The sequence below is a fragment of the Paludisphaera sp. genome (genome assembly GCF_037189885.1).
Taxonomy (GTDB): domain Bacteria; phylum Planctomycetota; class Planctomycetia; order Isosphaerales; family Isosphaeraceae; genus Paludisphaera.
This window is the reverse complement of record NZ_JBBCIR010000087.1, coordinates 1-17,251: the sequence shown is the minus strand read 5'-3', so window position 1 is coordinate 17,251 and position 17,251 is coordinate 1. Positions and strand designations below refer to the sequence as shown.

Here is a 17,251-nt window from a genome sequence, read left to right as displayed (position 1 = left end):
TCGGCGTTGTGTTCGACGGAGCACCGCGAGGGGGGAAGAGCGTTACGCTCGCGCCATGCTTCCTCGCGCCCCCAGGCCGGCCCGCTCCAGCGCCGGTTCGGGGTCTATCGCCGCGCGCCCGCCCTCACTTCGCGTCGGGGTTGAAGCGGCGGAGGGGCATCGGCTTGTAGACGACGAGCTGGGAGACGCGCAGGCCGCGGAGGCGGGCCTCGATGGGCATCAGGAAGGCGTAGTCCCCCTTGCGGACGAAGCGCGAGTCGCCGCGGGTGATCTGGGTGACGCTGATGCCGCCGGCGTCCCCGGGGAGGATGGTCGCCACGATGTTCCCCGGCACGAGCAGCCGCATCGGCTGGTCCATGACCATCTCGCCGACGACGTGCAGCCGCCCGGGGTTGCCGCCGACCCCCGCCGGCACCGGGTAGGCCCAGCCGTACAGCAGGTTCTGGCCGGCGTAGTCCCAGGCGTTCATGAAGCGGTTGAAGCCCGGATCCAGCGTCGTCACCACCATGTTGTTCGGCAGGACCTCGTTGTACGTCGGCGCGACGAGGGAGCGGTCATCCCCCTCGAAGTAGTCGACGTGGTCGGTCCGGACGACGTTCGAGCCGGGGCTGAACCCGATCGCCTCCACCAGCGCCGTGGGCGAGATATCGTCGGATCGGCTAGGCCAGCGGATCAGGAACTCCTGGATGTCGGCGACCGCGATCGGGAACTGCTGGCCGATGTGGTTCTGGATGACGATCCAGCGCTCGTTGGCGTTGATGACCTCGCCCCAGGCGCCCTCCGGCGGCGCGGGGGGGAGCCCCGCCGCCCCTCGCTGCGGCCTGCCGGCCAGCGCCTCCTCCATCGCCCGTTCCAGCGGGTCGTCGATGAAGCCCTGCGCGGTCGCCCGCGCGGGCGCCAGCGCCAGGCAGGCCGTCGCCAGCCCCAGCCACGCGGCGATCGCGATCCGGAGCCGTCCGTCGTGCAGCCGTCCCGTCGCGCCCATGGCCCTCTCCCCTTCTATTTGAATCGGCCCGCCGCGTCGCGCCGATCTCCCGGCGCGCACGATCCTCGTCTCCTTCACGATAGCGCCTCGCGGGGCGTCGATCAACTCGCGAGGGGCCGGAATCGGCCCGGATCATCGGCCCGTCCCGGCGTCTCCCTTCCCGGAGGACCAGACCACCCGGCCATGCCGCGTGACCTTCCAGGTCCGCCGCTTGTCGTCGAAGGCCAGGTCGTACCCCATCCAGGCGATCGGGCTGTAGCCGAGCATGAAGAGGGCCATCAGCCCGCCGAGCGCGGCGAGCAGGTAGCCGCCCCGGGGGGACTTCGTGAAGTCCCCGTCTCGGACCTCTCCGAAATCGAGCCGACTGATGTCGGGCTCGTCCGGGACGTAAACGACCACGATGGTCTCGGCGCCTTCGAGCAGGTCCCATATCGCCGGATGCACCTCGACGTTCTTGACCCCGGAGCCGGCGACGCGGTACTCGATCCGCTTCGTCACGCCGTTGGGGGCGGTGAAACGCCGGACGATCTCGGCCTCCCCCGGGACCCCCTTCGCGGCCAGCAACCCGTCGGCGCGTTGGCGCTCGCGCGTGTCGAGCGCGATGAACACCGCGGCGAGGGCGAGGAAGCAGCCGGCCGCGAAGGTGAAGAGGGCCATCCGCCTGGCCTTCCTCGCCATGATCCGGGCCGAGGTGTCGTCGGGCTTGGCGTCGACGTACGATTCCACCAGCGCCGCGAGCCGCTCGTAATCGGGGAACGACTCGTCGACCCGGACGATGGCCTTGCCGTCCGTGTCCGTGACGCGCAGGCAGGTCTTCTGGCTGTTCAGCACGTTCACCCTGGCCGCGGAGCCGATCTCGGACCAGGGATGCTTCCTCGCGCCTCGCCGCGTCTCGATCTCCATCCCGTCGGGGCCGACGACGATGCGATCGGGCAGGCCGCGCAGGGCGAAGGCCCGCGCGAACAGCCCCGTCGCCACGATCAATGGCAGCGTGGTCGTCGCGTGCAGCGACAACTGGCCGGATGGGACGCTGATCGCCAGGAGGAAGCTCGCGATCGCGATCGCGACCAGCGCGAGCCCCCCCAGGAAGAAGTACCTCGCGGACCCGCCCCCCGGACCGGGGTTCTCGAAGACCTCGTCGACGGCCGGCTCGCGATCGCTGGACATGGCCGAACCCCGCGGGTGATCATGGCTGCTCGCGTCAATCCACCGACGCGGGCGTCATGCTATCGCGGCGGCCGGTGGGCGTAAAGGAACCATCGAGGCCATTTCGTCATGGTCCGAATGGGCGTGGTGAATTTCCGACATCGGGCCGAATCCTCGGGGCCTCGCGTCGAACACCCCCGACGCCGCGCGTCGGCGGGCGTACAATGGACTCGGGGAGGATCGACGATCCCCGCGACGGATCCGGGACTCCCGCGCCGCTGTTGTCCATATTAAGCTGGACGCGTCGACGGATCGGCCGCGACGGGCGACAACCACACGAACCCCACGGCAACGCGATGATAACCGACTCCTCCTCCGGCCAGTATGACCGCACCGCCTCCTGGTCGGGACCCAAGAAGGCCGCGCCTCGCGACCTCTCCGGGATGGTCCTGGGGGATTTCCGCGTCGATCGGCTCCTCGGCCGCGGCGGCATGGGGGAGGTCTACCTCGCCGAGCAGATCAGCCTCAAGCGCCCCGTGGCGCTCAAGGTGCTGCTGCCGGAATGGGTGTCGCGGCCGGCCTACCTGAGCCGGTTCTCCATCGAGGCGACCGCGGTCGCCAAGCTCAACCATTCGAACATCGTCCAGGTGTACGCGCTGGGCGAGGCCGACGGCGTCCACTACATCGCGATGGAGTACGTCGAGGGGACGAACCTCCGCGAGTACCTGATCCGCAAGGGGTCGCTGGATCTCCCGCTGGCGCTCTCGATCATGCGGCAGTCGGCCTCGGCGATCGGCGCGGCGGGCGAGGTGGGGCTGATCCACCGCGACATCAAGCCCGAGAACCTGCTGCTCACGCGCAAGGGCCGGCTGAAGGTGGCCGACTTCGGCCTCTGCCGCGACATGGACTCGGACCGGCACCACGTCACCCAGCAGGGGACGACGATGGGGACGCCGCTGTACATGAGCCCGGAGCAGGCCCAGGGGCACGCGCTGGACCATCGCAGCGACCTCTACTCGCTGGGGGTGACGTACTACCACATGATCGTCGGCGAGCCGCCGTTCCGGGCCGACTCGGCGCTGGCCCTGGCGCTGAAGCACGTCCGCGAGCAGCCGGTCCCGATCCGGGCGCGCCGGCCCGACGTGCCGGCCGACGTGGAGCGGCTGGTGATGAAGCTGATGGCGAAGAAGCCGGACGACCGCTACCAGTCCGCGGGCGAGATGCTGGCCGAGCTGAACCGCGTCCGGGCCCAGATGACGACCATCGCCGGCGCGTCGGCCGTCGACCTGGCCGCGCTCCCCTCGGCGCCCTCCGGGCCCGTCGCGGCGCGGTCGCCCTCCGGGGCCGGCGTCGAGGCGCCGGGCCCGGCGCGAGGGTTCGACCCGGCCCCCCTGCTCCGCGCCCTGGCGGGCGGCGACGGCGCCGGGTGGTTCCGCCCGAGGAACCTGGCCGCGCTGGCGATCGCGGCGGCCGTCGTCGGCGGGCTGGCGGGCTGGCGGGCTCGCTCCGCCGAGCGCCTGGCGGAGCGTCGCGCCGCCGCCGCGGCGGCGCCCGCGCTGGGGCTGGGGCCGCCGTGGGGCTCGATCGAGCGTCGCGAGTCGGCCGAGGCGCAGTACCGATACGCCTGGCTCGTCGCCCCCCCCGACCGCCTGGCCGCCGCCTGGCTGGCCGTGCCGGGGTACTTCCCGGACTCCTACGATTGGGCGTCGCCGGCCTACCTGAACCTCGGCCGGGCGCTCTATCGCGAGCGCGACATCGGCCGGGTCGCCGGGCTGGCGGGCGACGTCCGGGCCTGGCGGGCTCGGCAGACCCGCGACGAGCAGCTGGCCCACGTCCTGGACGCCGCCGAGTCGATGCTCTTGCGCGACGTCGACGGCGTCATCGGCCGCGTCCGCAACGTGCTCGATTCGAGGGACCGGCCCCTCTCCGACCCGGGGCTCGTCGACTTCGCGCTGGAGATCGTCGCCGACGCGTTGCGCGCGATCGACCAGCCCGGCGCGACCGGCGCCGCGGCCCAGCGGCCCGAGCTGGCCGCGCTGCGGGGCCGGCTGCTGCTCCTGCGAAATCGCGTCCTGACGACGGACCTCGCGATCCGATGACGGCGTCGCGGCGTCGTGGTACGCTCTCTATAATGTAAGATCCGGGCGCGTCGGGGCGTGCCGAGGGGGCCGGGAGGCGGAGGACGGGATGGCATTCCTGAAGCGGGCCAACGGCGACTCGGCCGGGCAGATCATCGAGCTGACGCGGGAACGGACGGTCATCGGCCGGTCGCCGGACCAGTGCCAGGTCGTGCTGGGGCTCAACGGCGTCAGCCGCCGCCACGCCGAGGTCTACCGCCGGGGGGACGACTACTTCGTCGCCGACCTCAAGTCGCGAAACCTGACGCGGCTCAACGACGTCAAGGTGGTCCCCGGCGACGACCGCCGGCTCGTCCCCGGCGACCGCATCAGCATCTGCGACGTCGACTTCGTCTTCCAGCTCGAGGAGACGGACGAGGGCCCCCAGGACCGCGAGGTGGTGATCGTCGCCGACGGCGAGGCGTTCGTGGTCCCCCCGCTGCACACCCTGGACGCCTCGCGCTCCAGCGCCCTCGCCAGCGTGGTCAAGCCCGAGGTGAAGCTGCGCGCCGTCCTGGAGATCACCCGGGATCTCTCCACCGAGCTGAGGATCGACAAGGTCGCCCCGCGCGTCCTGGAGTCGCTCTCCCAGCTCTTCCCCCAGGCCGAGCGCTCGTTCCTCGTCCTGGCCGACCCGGCGACCGGGCGGCTGATCCACAAGGCCACCAAGATCCGCGCCGGCCGCGGCCGGATCAGCTTCAACCCGAGCGTCCCGGCCGACGAGGCCCCGATGCAGATGAGCCGGTCGCTGGTCAACCACGTCCTGGGCCAGAAGAAGGCCGTCCTCAGCCAGGACGCCGGCGCCGACAAGGACCTCCCCACCAGCGCCTCGATCGCCGACCTGAAGATCCGGTCGGTGATGTGCGCCCCCATGGTCACGCCCGACGGCCAGGCGGTGGGGATCATCCAGCTCGACACCAGCGACCGCATGCAGTTCCGCCAGGAGGACCTGGACGTGCTGACCGCCGTCGCCGGCCAGGCGGCGATCTCGATCCAGAACGCCCGGCTCCACGAGTCGCTCCTGGAGCGCGAGCGGCTGGAGCGCGACCTGAAGATCGCCGAGCAGGTGCAGAAGCGGTTCCTCCCGCAGCAGGTCCCCGACGTCCCCGGCTACGAGTTCTTCGCCCACTACGAGCCGACTTACGAGGTCGGCGGCGACTACTACGACTTCGTCCCCCTCTCGCACGACCGCCTGGCCGTGGCGCTCGGCGACGTCTCCGGCAAGGGGGTGGCCGCGGCGCTGATGATGGCCAAGTTCTCCGGGGACACCCGCTACTGCATCCTCACCGAGAACGCCCCCGGCCCGGCCGCCGCCGAGCTGAACTCGCTGCTGTTCGCCGCGGCGATCGACGAGAAGTTCATCACGCTGAGCCTGGGCGTCCTGGACTTCCAGACGGGGACCTACACGTTCGCCTCCGCCGGCCACCTCCCCATCCTGGTCCGCCGCGCCGACGGCCGGGTGGAGGAGCTGGGCGAGGAGATCGTCGGCTTCCCGCTGGGGATCGTGCCGGGGGCCGAGTACGAGCAGGCGCGGACGACCCTGGGCCCCGGCGACGTCGCCGTCGTCTACTCCGACGGCGTCTCCGACTCCCGAGGCGCGAAGGACCGGCTGTACGACAGCCGCGAGGACCGCCGCCTGCTCCGCCTCCTGGCCGGCACCCCCGGCGGCGCCGAGGAGGTCGGCAAGGCGATCCTCCGGGACGTCCGCGCCCACTCCCTGGGCCACCCCCAGGCCGACGACATCACCCTGATCTGCTTCGGCCCCACCGCCCCCCCCGGGACGACGCCAGAGTCACGCCCCGAAGGCCCCGGCTGAGCCCGCGTCGACGCGCGTGGACGAAGCCGTCTCGCGTCGCCCGGACGAGCCGCTCCGTGCCGAGGGGGCGAGCGAGGAGTTTCGTGATATCCCAAAAGGCAATGCGCGTGGGCGGATGAGCGTCGCTGTCCCGGCGATCTCGCCGGGATTATCGTAGGATGCCATGGCGGTTCGGGATTCCGATCGCGCGGGGGATTCCCAGTATGAAGTCGCTTCCTCGGGTGATCCTCGCCAGCGTGACGCTGACCATGGCGTTCTCCTTTTGGGCGGTGCGGTCGAGCCTCCAGCCCGGTCGCGGTCCGGCCCCGTCGCCTCAGAGTCCGTTCCTCCGCGACGTGGTCGAGCCGATCACCATCGTCGATGCCATGTCGTTCGACGACGGCGGAAGCAAGGGCCTCCGCTTCGCGGACGCGAGGGGAGTCGCGAGGGATGTCTGTCTGGAGGACACGCGCGTCTGGGAAGACGACCCGAACACCCTGGAAGGCCACCACAATATCATCCTGAACAGCTTCTTCCCTCACGGCGAAGAGGCGCGGCGGATCCCCATCTCGGGGGCCGAGGAGCGGGCGCTGCTGGGGCTCCTTGAGCGATGGGCCAGTCGCGATCCCGATGCCAAGGAGTTGGAACGGCGGTACGGGCTCTATGAGCGCGGGGAGACCGGCATCGAGGCCTTCTGGGATGGGCTCCCGGAGCGGCGTCGCCCGAAAGAGACGGCCGTGAGCATCCTTCGCGCCCTTCGTGCCAGGAACTGAAGCTCAGCCCGCCAGCGCGCCTGGCCTCGTTTCAACCACGCGGAGGGGAAGGGTCATGGATCTAAGCCGGGACATCCACCCCCTCCCCGACTGCAAGCGGCGCGCGTCGGAGTTCCTCGATCAGCTCCAGCGATCCGGCGAGCCGGTGGTGCTCACCATCAACGGCGAGGCCGAGCTGGTGGTGCAGGATTCCGCGTCGTATCGGCAATTGATGGACATCGCCCGGCGAGCGGACGAGATGGAATCGCTCCGCGTCGCCGTCGAGGAGATGAAGGCCGGCAAGGGCCGCCCCATCGAGGCGATGTTCGCCGAGATGGAAGCCCAGCTCGCCGCCGCGAAGGCGAAGCAAGGGGGATGAGCCGCCATCGGATCGTCGTCCAGCCCAGGGCGGAGGCGGAAGCCCTGGCCGCGTTCGATTGGATCGCCGAGCGTTCGCCCGCCGCCGCGTCTTGGAGGCCACGGCGTCTCCGCCTTGCTCGGGTCCTTGCCTGAGGATGTCGGGTAGCGGAGGACGGCGTCGAGGATTCGGGGACCCCCGATTGGCCCCGAGCGGCGTTGATTTAAGCCAATTCTCTGTTTATGATTAAGTTGCACCACGGCCCGCGCGTCGGCGGGGATGGACTTTGGATCGACGACTTCGACCGCGAGGCATGATGCCGACCCGCGCCACCACGACATGAGCACCTCGGTCAAGCTGAACAACCTCCGCCTGGAGCTGGACGACCCCGAGGAGTCGCTCCCCGCGCGCGCCGCCGGCCGCCTCGGCCTGGGTGCCGACGCGGTCCTGCGCTGGCGGATCCTCCGCAAGTCGCTCGACGCCCGCCGCGTCGACGACCTCCACTTCAACTACGCGATGGAGCTGGAGCTGCCGGCCGACGCCGCCGAGCGCGCCCTGTCCGCCGGCCTCCGCGACGTCCAGCCCTACCGCGACGAGGGCTTCGCCTGGCCCGACCCGGGCTCGTCGCCGCTGGAACGGCGGCCGGTGGTGATCGGCGCCGGCCCGGCCGGGCTGATCGCCGGGTACATGCTCGCCCTGCACGGCTACCGCCCGCTCGTCCTGGAGCGCGGCCGCGCCGTCAAGGACCGCGTCGCCGACGTCCGCGCGTTCGACGCCGGCGGTCCCGTCGACGCCGAGAGCAACTACCTCTTCGGCGAGGGGGGCGCCGGCACCTTCAGCGACGGCAAGCTCACCTGCCGCGGCGGCGGGCCCGACGTCCGCAAGGTGCTGGAGATCCTGGCCGACTGCCACGCCAAGCCCTCCGTCGTCTACGAGCATCGCCCCCACCTGGGCTCCAACCGCCTCCCCCTGGTCGTCCGCACCCTCCGCAAGAAGATGGAGGCCCTCGGCGGCGAGGTCCGCTTCTCCTGCCGCGTGGAGGACGTCGACATGGCCGACGGCCGGCTCCGCGGCCTGGCGACCAGCTCCGGCTACATCCCGGCCGACGTCGCGATCCTCGCCATGGGCCACAGCGCCCGCGACACTTACGACATGCTCCTGCGCCGCGGCATCCCCATCCAGGCCAAGCCGTTCCAGTTCGGCGTCCGCATCGAGCAGCCGCAGGGGCAGATCGACATGGCCCAGTACGGCCCCAGGCAGGGGCATCCCGCGCTGGGGGCGGCCGACTACACCCTGAACGTCCGCGCCGGGGCCTGCGACCTGTTCACCTTCTGCATGTGCGCCGGCGGCTACGTCATGCCCAGCGTCTCCGAGCCGGGCTACTGGTGCTCCAACGGCATGAGCGAGAGCCGGCACGACTCCCCCTTCGCCAACAGCGGCCTGGTCGTCACCGTCGACCCGACCCTGACCAGCTCCCACCCCCTGGCCGGCGTCCACTTCCAGCAGCACTACGAGCGCGCCGCCTACGTGGCCGGCGGGCGGTCCTACGCCGCGCCGATCCAGTGGGCGCGCGACTTCCTCGCCGGCCGCCCCAGCCGCGGCAAGCTCCCCTCCAGCTACACCCGGGGGACCGTCAAGCCGATGGACCTGGGCCGCATCCTCCCCGAGCAGGTCGCCGAGGCGCTGCTGAAGGGCCTGCCGATCATGGACCGCCGGATGGGCCGCCTGTTCCTCCGCGACGCCACCATCACCGGCCCGGAATCGCGCGGCAGCTCCCCGGTGCGGATCCCCCGCGACCACGTCGGCCTCCAGAGCCCGGCGGTCGCCGGCCTGTACCCCTGCGGCGAGGGGGCCGGCTACGCCGGCGGGATCGTCAGCGCCGCCGTCGACGGCCTCCGCGTCGCCCGCGCCCTGGTCGCCGCCTTCGCCCCCCCCGCGTGACGCCCCGACGCCCGCGAGAGCCGGCATGTTGGCGTGAGGCCACGCGTCGTCGCCGTTTTGGGGCGTCCGCGCGGCGACGGCTTGGCAGGCCGGCGATCCGACCTTAGCATGGCATCGCCGGTCGGAAGGCCGCCGTGCGGGAGGGCCCAACGTCCATGATCCTCGACTGCCCCCATTGCGGCTACTCCGGCCGCCTGCCCGACCACGCGAGCCCCGCGACGCACCGCGCGCGATGCCCGAAGTGCCGCCTCGGCTTCCACATCGACGACCCTCGCATCAGGGCCCTGGCGTCCGTCGACTCGGCCGGTGCCAGGACCGACCCCGACGACTCCTCCTACGAGCTGGACCCGATCGTCGCCGGCCCCGACGACCCGTGGGAAGGGCCCTGGTCCGACGGCCCCGACGAGCCCTGGGACGGCGACTGGTCCGGCGACCCCGGCGTCGTCCCCCCGCCGCCCCGGGCCGCGCCGGCGAGCCGACTCCCCGTCGTCCTCCCCCCGGTTCGGGTCGCCCATGCCCTGCGCCCCGCGACCCTCCGGATCCGGCTGTTCCAGGCGTGGGCGGTCGCCTTCATGGCCGCCGCCGCGGCGATCGCGCTGCGGACGGCCGTCGCCGCGTGGCGTTTCGACGACGCGCGATTCTTCTCCGACGAGCTGCTCCGCCCCGTCGCCGCCGTCGTCCTGCTCGTCTGCGCCGCGGCGTTGCTCTGCCTCTCGGTCGACGTCAGCCGCCGCCTCACCCGGCTCTCCTACGGCCCCCCCCAGCCCCTCGCGCCGTTCCCGCCCCCGCCGCCCCGTCGCCCCTCCGACACCGACGGCGACGGCCGCCGCGACCGCTGAATCCGGCCCCGCCCCCGGATCCCGCTTGACTCTCGCCCCTGGATGGCAATAAATTGCCATGTGGCAATCGATTGCCACTTCACGTCCGGGGAGGATTCGGCATGGCGAAGGGCGACCCGCGGGAGCCGCTCGGGGCTAGGGAGCGGCAGATCATGGACGTCGTGTACCGGCTGGGAGAGGCGTCGGTGGCGGACGTCCTGGCCGGCCTGGCGGATCCCCCGTCGTACTCGGCGGTGCGGACGATGGTCCGCTCGCTGGAGGCCAAGGGGCTGTTGAGGCATCGCCGCGAGGGGGTCAAGTACGTCTATCGGCCCGCGCACTCGCGCGACGCGGCCAGGCTCGGGGCGCTTGAGCACCTGATGCGGACGTTCTTCGCCGGCTCGGCCGCCGCGGCCGTGGAGGCCATCCTGGATCCCTCGGTCGCGAAGATGTCCGACGAGGAGCTGGAACGGCTGGAAGCCCTGATCCGAGACGCCCGGAAGAAGGGGAAGTGACATGACGCGCGCGCTGCTGCTCGACGCCGCCGTCCGCTCGACGATCCTCCTCCTGCTGGCCGCCCTGGCCGCCGGCCTGCCGCGGCGCGCCTCGGCCGCGCGCCGGCATCGCGTCTGGGCGACGGCCTTCCTGGGCCTCCTCGTCCTGCCGGCCGCCTCGGCGCTCGCCCCGGGCTGGGCCCTCGCCGTCCTGCCGCCCCCCGCCCCGACGCCGGCCGCCCCGGTCGTCGCCCGCGTGGAGAATGTCCCACGACCGATGCTCGCCGAGCCGGCGCCGGCGACCGACTCGGAGCCCGTCGCGGCCATGCTTCCGTCGGCCGTCGCTCCGTCGCGGCGGGAGTTCGCGGCGCCGTCCCGTCTCGACCCCTGGGCGATGGCGTGGGGGGCGGGCGCGGCCCTCACGGCCCTGCCGACGGTCGCCGGCCTGGCCACGAACGCCCGCCGCCGGCGCGCGTCCCGTCCCCTGGGCGGGGCGTGGTCGGCGTCCCTCGACGAGATCCGCCGCGCCCTGGGCGTGCGCCGGCCGGTCGACCTGCGGATCGGCGGGGGGTCGGAGATCCCGTCGACGTGGGGCGTCGTCCGCCCGGTCGTCCTGCTGCCGGCCGAGGCCGAGTCCTGGCCCGAGGCCACGCGCCGGGTCGTCCTCTCGCATGAGCTGGCGCACATCCGTCGGGGCGACGCGGCCGTCCACCTGCTGTCCAGGCTGGCCGTCTCCCTCTTCTGGTTCCAGCCCCTGGCCTGGCACGCGCTCCGCCGCATGCGGGCCGAGTGCGAGCACGCCTGCGACGACATGGTGGTCGCCTCGGGCGAGCGGCCGGCCACCTACGCCGAGCAGCTCGTGGCCCTCGCCCGCCGACTCCGCGCCCCGAGGCTCGCGGAGGCCGTCGCCATGGCCCGCCGGAACGCGCTGGAGGATCGGGTGAAGGCGCTCTTCGACGACGCTCGCGGCCATGCGCCGCTGGGTCGCTGGCCGGGCGCCCTCCTGCTGGCGGCGGGCCTGGCCATGGCGTCGCTGCTCGCGACGGCCCAGCCCGCGCGCCGGGCCGCGGCAGCGCCCGAGGCGCCGGCGCCGGCCCCGATCGCCGCGCCCGTCCCGGAGGATCCCGCCTCGACGCCGAAGCCGACGCCGACGAAGTTCCCCGACGGCCCCCCCAGGCGGCTGACCGGCCGGGCCGTGGTCGACGCCGACGGCGCCCCGGCCGCGGGCGCCGAGGTCTCCCTCTGGTGGCCGCCGCGCCGCGACGACGTGGACGGCCGTATGAGCGATTCGATCCTCAAGACGACGAAGGCCGGCCCCGACGGCTCCTTCGAGTTCGACGCCGCGCCGGCCCGCTACCGCGTCTGGGCGACGCTCGACGACCTGGCCACGTCGCGCGGCCTGGCCCGCTGCGTGTCGGTGGTCGTCCCGGAGGGGGACGAGGAGCCGAAGCCCGTCGAGCTGCGGCTCAAGCCGGCCGTCGCGGTGACGGCGGTCGTGAAGGCCCGGGCCGACGGCCGGCCGATCCCGGGCGCGCTGATCGAGATGGGCTGGGGCGTCTTCCCCGAGGTGTTCATGGCCGACGAGCGGGGCGTCGCGCGGGTCTTCCCCCTCGACGCCGAGCTCTGGAACCTACGCGCCCGCGCCGAGGGCTTCGCCGCCGAGGCGCGATGGCTGAACCTGGACAACGGCCGCGACGCCGAGGTCGAGTTCCTTTTGGGCCCCGGCGCCGACCTGAGCGGCGTCGTCCGCGACCCCTCGGGGCACCCCGTCGGCGGCGTCGGGATGAGCGTCCGGGTCGCGAACGTCCCGGATCAGTACGACTGGATCGTGACCGACCCCGACGGCCGTTACGTCGCGCGGAGCGTCCCGCGCGACGTCGACCTGACGATCAACCTCTCGAAGGAGGGATACACGCGAAAGGACGTCGCCATCCGCGTCGAGGAGGCGGAGCGGGCCCTGGACCTGACGATCGAGCCCCGGCCCTTCGGCGGCTCGGTGGCGGGCGTCGTGCTGGACCATGAAGGCCGGCCCGTCGCCGGCGCCCTGGTGACGAACCCCGGGACGTCGAGCAACGAGACGCGCGAGACGCGGACCGGGCCGGACGGGACGTTCCGGCTGGACGACCTCTATCGGGGGATCATGCGGGCCACCCAGGTCGTCGTCCGCGCCGACGGCTTCCAGGCCAGGCGGCTCGACGTCGAGCCCGGCCCCGCGGATCGGCCCGGCCGCGCGACGATCGCGCTGGAGCCCGGCCACCGCATCCGCGGCCGGGTGGTCGACGCGGAGGGCCGGCCGCTCGAGGGCGTCCGGGTCGCCCACGGCGACGGGTTCAACCCGTTTGGCGACGGAGGCACCGGGACGACGGACGCGGACGGCCGCTTCGCGTTCGCCGAACTCCCCCCGCGCTGCCCGCTCGAATTCTCCAGGGCCGGCTATTCGGATCTCCGTCGCGACGACCTCCCGCTGGACGGCCCCGACGTCGTCGAGGTCCGCATGGTGCCGGCGGGCGTGATCCTGGGCCGGGCGGTGGACGGCTCCGGCCAACCGCTGCGGGCGTTCCGCGTGCGAATCACCCATTCGCCGCTGCGGGGGCGCGACGAGCCGAGCCCCGGGCTATGGTCCACCCTGGTCGAGCCCGGCCAGGAATTCCGGTCGGACGACGGCCGGTTCCGGCTCGGCGACCTCCCCGTCGGTGCGCCCCTCCTGGTCAGGGTCTCGGCCCTGGGGCATGAAGACGCGACCGCCGAGCGCGTGGTCGTCGCCCGGCCCGGGGAGGCGAGCGAGGGTGTATACCGGCTCGCGGCCATCGACCCGGCCTCGGTCCGGTCCTACGCCGGCCGGCTCCTCCGCGCCGACGGCAAGCCGGCCGCCGGCGCCGAGCTGCGGCTGGTCGCCAGCCGACCCCCGGGGGAGGCCGGCCGCGCCCGCTTCAACTGGGACGTGTTCGCCCGGTTGGATTTGGACCCGTCGATCGCGCGGTACGCGGAGGCCGTCGCCGACGCCGAGGGTCGCTTTCGCTTCTCGGGGTTCCCCCGGGACGCCTCGGTCTCGCTGTACTGGCGAGGCGAGGGCATCCCGCCCGGCTCGTCCGAGCGGCTGGACCGCCTGGACGACGCGGCGGCGGGGGCCCTCGACGTGACGCTCGATCCCCCCGCGCGGGTCGTCGTCTCGGTGGACCGCGCGAAGCGGCCCCGATTCGACGAGCTCCGGATCAGCCCGCGACGTCCCGAGGGGCCCACGCGGACCGCCTCGCCGACGCCGGACGACCCGTCCCTGTTCGAGCTCGACGACCTCGCGGCCGGCGAGCAAGACCTCTACCTGATGGGCCCGCTCGAACCCCTCCCGAGCACCCCCGGGGCGTTCACCCGGCGGACTCTCGACACCCGCCGCGTCGTGCTGAAGGCCGGCGAGACGCTGCGGATCGAGATCCCGTGATCCCTCGGCCGGGGCGAGGGGACCGGCATGCCCGTTGCTTCCGCCGGTCGGGGATGCTTACGATCGTCGAGCCAGGCATCACCACATCGCCCCGACGCGGGAGGATCCCATGAAGCCGCAATGCCGCCGCCGGAGGTTCCTGCAGGCCGCCGGCGCCACGATGTTGGCGCCGATGGTCGCCCCCTCGCTCCGGGCCGGGACCGCCCCCGCCCCCGCGCCGCCGTCGTCGCCGGTGGGCATCGCCCGCTGCCGGAAGTACGACCCCGGCGCGGTCCTCGCCGAGCTGGAAGGGCTGATGGACAAGCTCGGCGGCCTCCGGCCCCTGGTCGAGGGGAAGACGGTCGCCGTGAAGGTCAATCTCGTCGGCAACGTCCGCCAGGACGTCCACGGCAAGCCCGCCAGCCGGACGTATCAGGTCCACCCCGCCGTGGTGCTGGCCGTGGCCCGGATGCTCGACAACGCCGGTGCGCGCAGGGTCCGGTTCCTGGAGTCGACCCACCAGCACGAGGCGTTCGAGCCCTACCTCAAGGCCGCCGGCTGGGATCTGGACGCCCTGACCGCCACCAAGATCCCCGTCGAGTTCGAGGACACCCGGAACCTCGGCAAGCGGAAGTCGTACCGGGAGATCAAGGTCCCCTGGGGCGGCTCGCTCTACCCGGCCTACCACGTCAACCCCGCGTACCACGAGTGCGACGTCTACGTCTCGCTCGCCAAGCTGAAGAACCACTTCACGGCCGGCGTCACGCTGGGGATGAAGAACAACTTCGGCGTCACGCCGATCGCCCTCTACGGCCAGGCCGAGCACAGGGAAGACAGCACCAGCAGCCGCGCGATGTTCCACGACGGCCAGGAAGAGCCGGCAGACGGCATCCCCAAGGAGCTGTCCCGGACCACCCCGCGCGTGCCGTCGTACCGCGTGCCCCGGCACATCCTGGACTCCGTCGGCATCCGGCCGATCGACCTGGTCATCATCGACGGCATCGAATCCACGTCCGGCGGCGAGGGCCCCTGGGTCCCCACGAAGCCCCAGGAGCCGGGCCTCCTGATCGCCGGCCGCAACGCCGTCTGCGCGGACTCGATCGCCACGGCCGCCATGGGGTACGACCCGATGGCGCCGCGCGCCACCGGCCCCTTCCCCGGCGACAACCACCTGGCGATGGCCGCCGAACTCGGCCTGGGGACCAACGACCCGCGCCAGATCGAGGTCGTCGGCCTCTCGGTCGCCGAGGCCCTCCACCCCTACAACTGGCAGCCGCCGAAACGCGACGTCTGACCGACGGCCGCCGTCGGTCTCGCGGTAGGCCGTCGTGGTCAATCGTGTCGGTCGCGGGCAATGTTCCTGTAGTAGCCCGTCGCGGCTAAAAGTGTGGGTCGCGGCCGTCCTCTTTGTAGGCTGGGTCGCGACCCAGCTCCGGGATACGCTTCGGCTTGCGCAAGCAGGGGCTCGACCTGGCCTACGAAAAAGCCCACATCCTTCGATGACGCGGTCCAGTAGGCTGGGTCGAGACCCAGCATGGAATACGCTCCGGCTCGCGCAAGCTGGGTCTCGACCCAGCCTACGAAGACTGAGGGCGCGTCAGCCGTCCAGGCCGAGCCAGGCGGCGGCGTTGCCTCGCGCGATGCGCGCCTTGTCGGCCTCGGACGCGCGCAGGACTTCCAGCTTCAAGAGCGCGAGGTCGGGGTAGTGGAACGGCGCGCCGGTGCCGAAGGCGAGCCGTTCCGCCCCCAGGGCCGACAGCAGACGGCCGATCTCGTCGGTCAGGACGGAGTCCATCCGGGAGATCTCGATCAGGTAGTTCGCCGGCAAGTCCCCCTTCCGGCCGAGCGGGCCCCCGGCGAAGCCGGCGCCGTTGAGGATCATGAACCGCGCGTCGGGCCGGGCGGCGACCAGCGCCGCGACATCGGCGAGCGGCACCTCGGGCACGTCGACGATCCAGCTCTGGTTGCGGACGTCCTCGACCCGGATCGGGATCGAGATCGGCATCCCGATCGCGGTCGCCGCGTCCACGAGCGCCAGGCAGGCGGCGTCGGACAGGGCGTAGCCGTGCCACTTCGGGTAGAGCCGCAGGCCGCGGAAGCCCAGGTCGCGGCAGGCCCGCAGGTCGTCCTCCCAGCCGGCGTAGGCGGGGTTGATGACGGCGAACGGGATCAGCCGATCGGCCCGGCCCCTGACCTCGGCCGCGAGCCGTTCGTTGGCCGGCTGGGTGTTGCGATAGGTGATCGCCAGGGCGCTGGAGACGACGGCCTGGCCGATCCCCTTGGCGTCCATCCGGGCGAGCAGGCCGGCCGCGTCGTCGTGCCGGAGCGCCCGGAAGGCGAACGGCCCCAGGTAGGCATTCACGTCGAGGATCATCGGCGGACCCCTTCCAGCAGGCGGGTTATGTTGCCGCCGAGGATCTTCACGCGGTCGTCGTCGGAAATCTCGGCGCCCCGGATCCGGCCGACGCCGTTGGTCATCGACATGTCGCAGCCGAAGACCACGCGATCGGCGCCCAGCGTCCGGACGGCCGCCTCGACGACGCCGTCGTCGGGGACGCTGCCGCTGGTGTCCAGGTGGACGGTCGGGGCGTGACGAAGGGCCTTGATGGTCCACTCCCAGTCGCCGCCGCCGCAGACGTGGGCGCAGAGCAGCTTCGCTTCCGGGTAGCGGCTCGCCAGCGCGGCGATCCGGCCGCCGTCGGAGATGAACGGCTGGCCGGGGAGGGGGTGGTGGGCGTGCCCGGCGTGGTGGAGGATCACCGCGCCCAGCTCCACGGCCGCCTCGATCACCGGGAAGACAATGGGATCGTCGCAGAAGTATTCGTTGTACAGCTTCACGCCGACGAACCCCAGGTCCCCCACGCACCGGCGGACCTCGTCGACGGCCTCGGCCCCGACGCCGGGATTGACGTAGCAGTAGCCCAGGACGCGGCCAGGATGCCGCTTCATGGCGTCGCGGACCCAGTTGTTGCACTCGCGGAAGCCGTCGGCCGTCGCCGGCCGCTTCGGCGTCAGGAGCGAGCAGCAGAGCTGGTCGATCCCCAGCCGATCCGCCGCGTCGATCAGCGCCAGGTCTTCCGCCTCCCACGACGGCCGCGATCGATGATGCAGATGGGCGTGGCAGTCGATCACCCTCGCGCGATCTCGACTTCCCGCCCCGCCCCGCGTCGACGCCATGCCCCCCGCCGTCGCGGCCAGCGCCGCCGACGCGGCCAGGAACGATCGTCGCGAGGTGGAGCCGTCGGGGGGACGTGGGGACATGAGATTCGGCCTCGAATGCAAATACAAATGCTCTGTAGAAAACCCATAGTCGCACGATCATAACGTTGAGAGTGATGGCCCGGAGGATGATCTCGCGGGCCTGGGACGGTTCCGTCCGCGCGCGGAGCGCCGAGCCCAGATGACGCTTGATCATCGAGTTCACCGTCTC

Annotated in this window: 13 protein-coding genes; 9 read left to right on the top strand and 4 right to left on the bottom strand. The window is 72.4% G+C overall.

Annotated features, from left to right (window positions below):
- Window positions 1-124: 124 nt before the first annotated feature.
- Window positions 125-985 (bottom strand): hypothetical protein, encoded by an 861-nt coding sequence (locus tag WG209_RS21370; RefSeq protein WP_337177124.1) that lies wholly within the window; start codon window positions 983-985, stop codon window positions 125-127.
- A gap of 132 nt (window positions 986-1,117) precedes the next feature.
- Entirely contained in the window at window positions 1,118-2,152 is a 1,035-nt protein-coding gene (locus WG209_RS21365) for a hypothetical protein (RefSeq protein ID WP_337177123.1), read from the bottom strand.
- Window positions 2,153-2,487: 335 nt separating this feature from the next.
- On the opposite strand from WG209_RS21365, the gene WG209_RS21360 reads away from it, so the two are divergent.
- The 9 genes from WG209_RS21360 (at window position 2,488) to WG209_RS21320 (ending at window position 15,115) form a co-directional block, all read left to right on the top strand.
- A complete protein-coding gene (locus tag WG209_RS21360; RefSeq protein ID WP_337177122.1) occupies window positions 2,488-4,230 on the top strand; it encodes a serine/threonine-protein kinase in 1,743 nt (580 codons plus the stop codon).
- An 88-nt stretch (window positions 4,231-4,318) separates the two neighbouring features.
- Window positions 4,319-6,064, top strand: a complete 1,746-nt coding sequence (locus tag WG209_RS21355) for a SpoIIE family protein phosphatase (protein WP_337177121.1) — start codon at window positions 4,319-4,321, stop codon at window positions 6,062-6,064.
- 203 nt (window positions 6,065-6,267) lie between these two features.
- The gene (locus tag WG209_RS21350) at window positions 6,268-6,816 is read left to right on the top strand and encodes a hypothetical protein (protein WP_337177120.1); all 549 of its coding nucleotides are present in this window, start codon (window positions 6,268-6,270) and stop codon (window positions 6,814-6,816) included.
- 55 nt (window positions 6,817-6,871) lie between these two features.
- Complete coding sequence (locus WG209_RS21345) at window positions 6,872-7,174, top strand: prevent-host-death protein (RefSeq protein ID WP_337177119.1); 303 nt, start codon at window positions 6,872-6,874, stop codon at window positions 7,172-7,174.
- Between the two features lie 318 nt (window positions 7,175-7,492).
- Window positions 7,493-9,094: an NAD(P)-binding protein gene (locus WG209_RS21340; protein ID WP_337177118.1), complete on the top strand. Its 1,602-nt coding sequence runs from the start codon at window positions 7,493-7,495 to the stop codon at window positions 9,092-9,094.
- A gap of 155 nt (window positions 9,095-9,249) precedes the next feature.
- A complete protein-coding gene (locus tag WG209_RS21335; RefSeq protein ID WP_337177117.1) occupies window positions 9,250-9,933 on the top strand; it encodes a hypothetical protein in 684 nt (227 codons plus the stop codon).
- A 101-nt stretch (window positions 9,934-10,034) separates the two neighbouring features.
- Window positions 10,035-10,427: a BlaI/MecI/CopY family transcriptional regulator gene (locus tag WG209_RS21330; protein ID WP_337177116.1), complete on the top strand. Its 393-nt coding sequence runs from the start codon at window positions 10,035-10,037 to the stop codon at window positions 10,425-10,427.
- A gap of 1 nt (window position 10,428) precedes the next feature.
- Window positions 10,429-13,842: a M56 family metallopeptidase gene (locus tag WG209_RS21325; RefSeq protein ID WP_337177115.1), complete on the top strand. Its 3,414-nt coding sequence runs from the start codon at window positions 10,429-10,431 to the stop codon at window positions 13,840-13,842.
- A 109-nt stretch (window positions 13,843-13,951) separates the two neighbouring features.
- On the top strand, window positions 13,952-15,115 hold the full coding sequence (locus tag WG209_RS21320; protein ID WP_337177114.1) for a DUF362 domain-containing protein: 1,164 nt from the start codon (window positions 13,952-13,954) through the stop codon (window positions 15,113-15,115).
- 303 nt (window positions 15,116-15,418) lie between these two features.
- On the opposite strand, the gene WG209_RS21315 is transcribed toward WG209_RS21320, so the two are convergent.
- Complete coding sequence (locus tag WG209_RS21315) at window positions 15,419-16,195, bottom strand: amidohydrolase family protein (protein ID WP_337177113.1); 777 nt, start codon at window positions 16,193-16,195, stop codon at window positions 15,419-15,421.
- Window positions 16,192-17,082: an amidohydrolase family protein gene (locus WG209_RS21310; protein ID WP_337177112.1), complete on the bottom strand. Its 891-nt coding sequence runs from the start codon at window positions 17,080-17,082 to the stop codon at window positions 16,192-16,194. The genes WG209_RS21315 and WG209_RS21310 overlap by 4 nt, the downstream gene beginning before the upstream one ends.
- Window positions 17,083-17,251 lie beyond the last annotated feature (169 nt).

Bases quoted from the DNA above. Each gene is read 5' to 3' on its own strand.
- WG209_RS21370 (WP_337177124.1), bottom strand. From the start codon at position 985: ATGGGCGCGACGGGACGGCTGCACGACGGACGGCTCCGGATCGCGATC.
- WG209_RS21365 (WP_337177123.1), bottom strand. From the start codon at position 2,152: ATGTCCAGCGATCGCGAGCCGGCCGTCGACGAGGTCTTCGAGAACCCC.
- WG209_RS21360 (WP_337177122.1), top strand. From the start codon at position 2,488: ATGATAACCGACTCCTCCTCCGGCCAGTATGACCGCACCGCCTCCTGG.
- WG209_RS21355 (WP_337177121.1), top strand. From the start codon at position 4,319: ATGGCATTCCTGAAGCGGGCCAACGGCGACTCGGCCGGGCAGATCATC.
- WG209_RS21350 (WP_337177120.1), top strand. From the start codon at position 6,268: ATGAAGTCGCTTCCTCGGGTGATCCTCGCCAGCGTGACGCTGACCATG.
- WG209_RS21345 (WP_337177119.1), top strand. From the start codon at position 6,872: ATGGATCTAAGCCGGGACATCCACCCCCTCCCCGACTGCAAGCGGCGC.
- WG209_RS21340 (WP_337177118.1), top strand. From the start codon at position 7,493: ATGAGCACCTCGGTCAAGCTGAACAACCTCCGCCTGGAGCTGGACGAC.
- WG209_RS21335 (WP_337177117.1), top strand. From the start codon at position 9,250: ATGATCCTCGACTGCCCCCATTGCGGCTACTCCGGCCGCCTGCCCGAC.
- WG209_RS21330 (WP_337177116.1), top strand. From the start codon at position 10,035: ATGGCGAAGGGCGACCCGCGGGAGCCGCTCGGGGCTAGGGAGCGGCAG.
- WG209_RS21325 (WP_337177115.1), top strand. From the start codon at position 10,429: ATGACGCGCGCGCTGCTGCTCGACGCCGCCGTCCGCTCGACGATCCTC.
- WG209_RS21320 (WP_337177114.1), top strand. From the start codon at position 13,952: ATGAAGCCGCAATGCCGCCGCCGGAGGTTCCTGCAGGCCGCCGGCGCC.
- WG209_RS21315 (WP_337177113.1), bottom strand. From the start codon at position 16,195: ATGATCCTCGACGTGAATGCCTACCTGGGGCCGTTCGCCTTCCGGGCG.
- WG209_RS21310 (WP_337177112.1), bottom strand. From the start codon at position 17,082: ATGTCCCCACGTCCCCCCGACGGCTCCACCTCGCGACGATCGTTCCTG.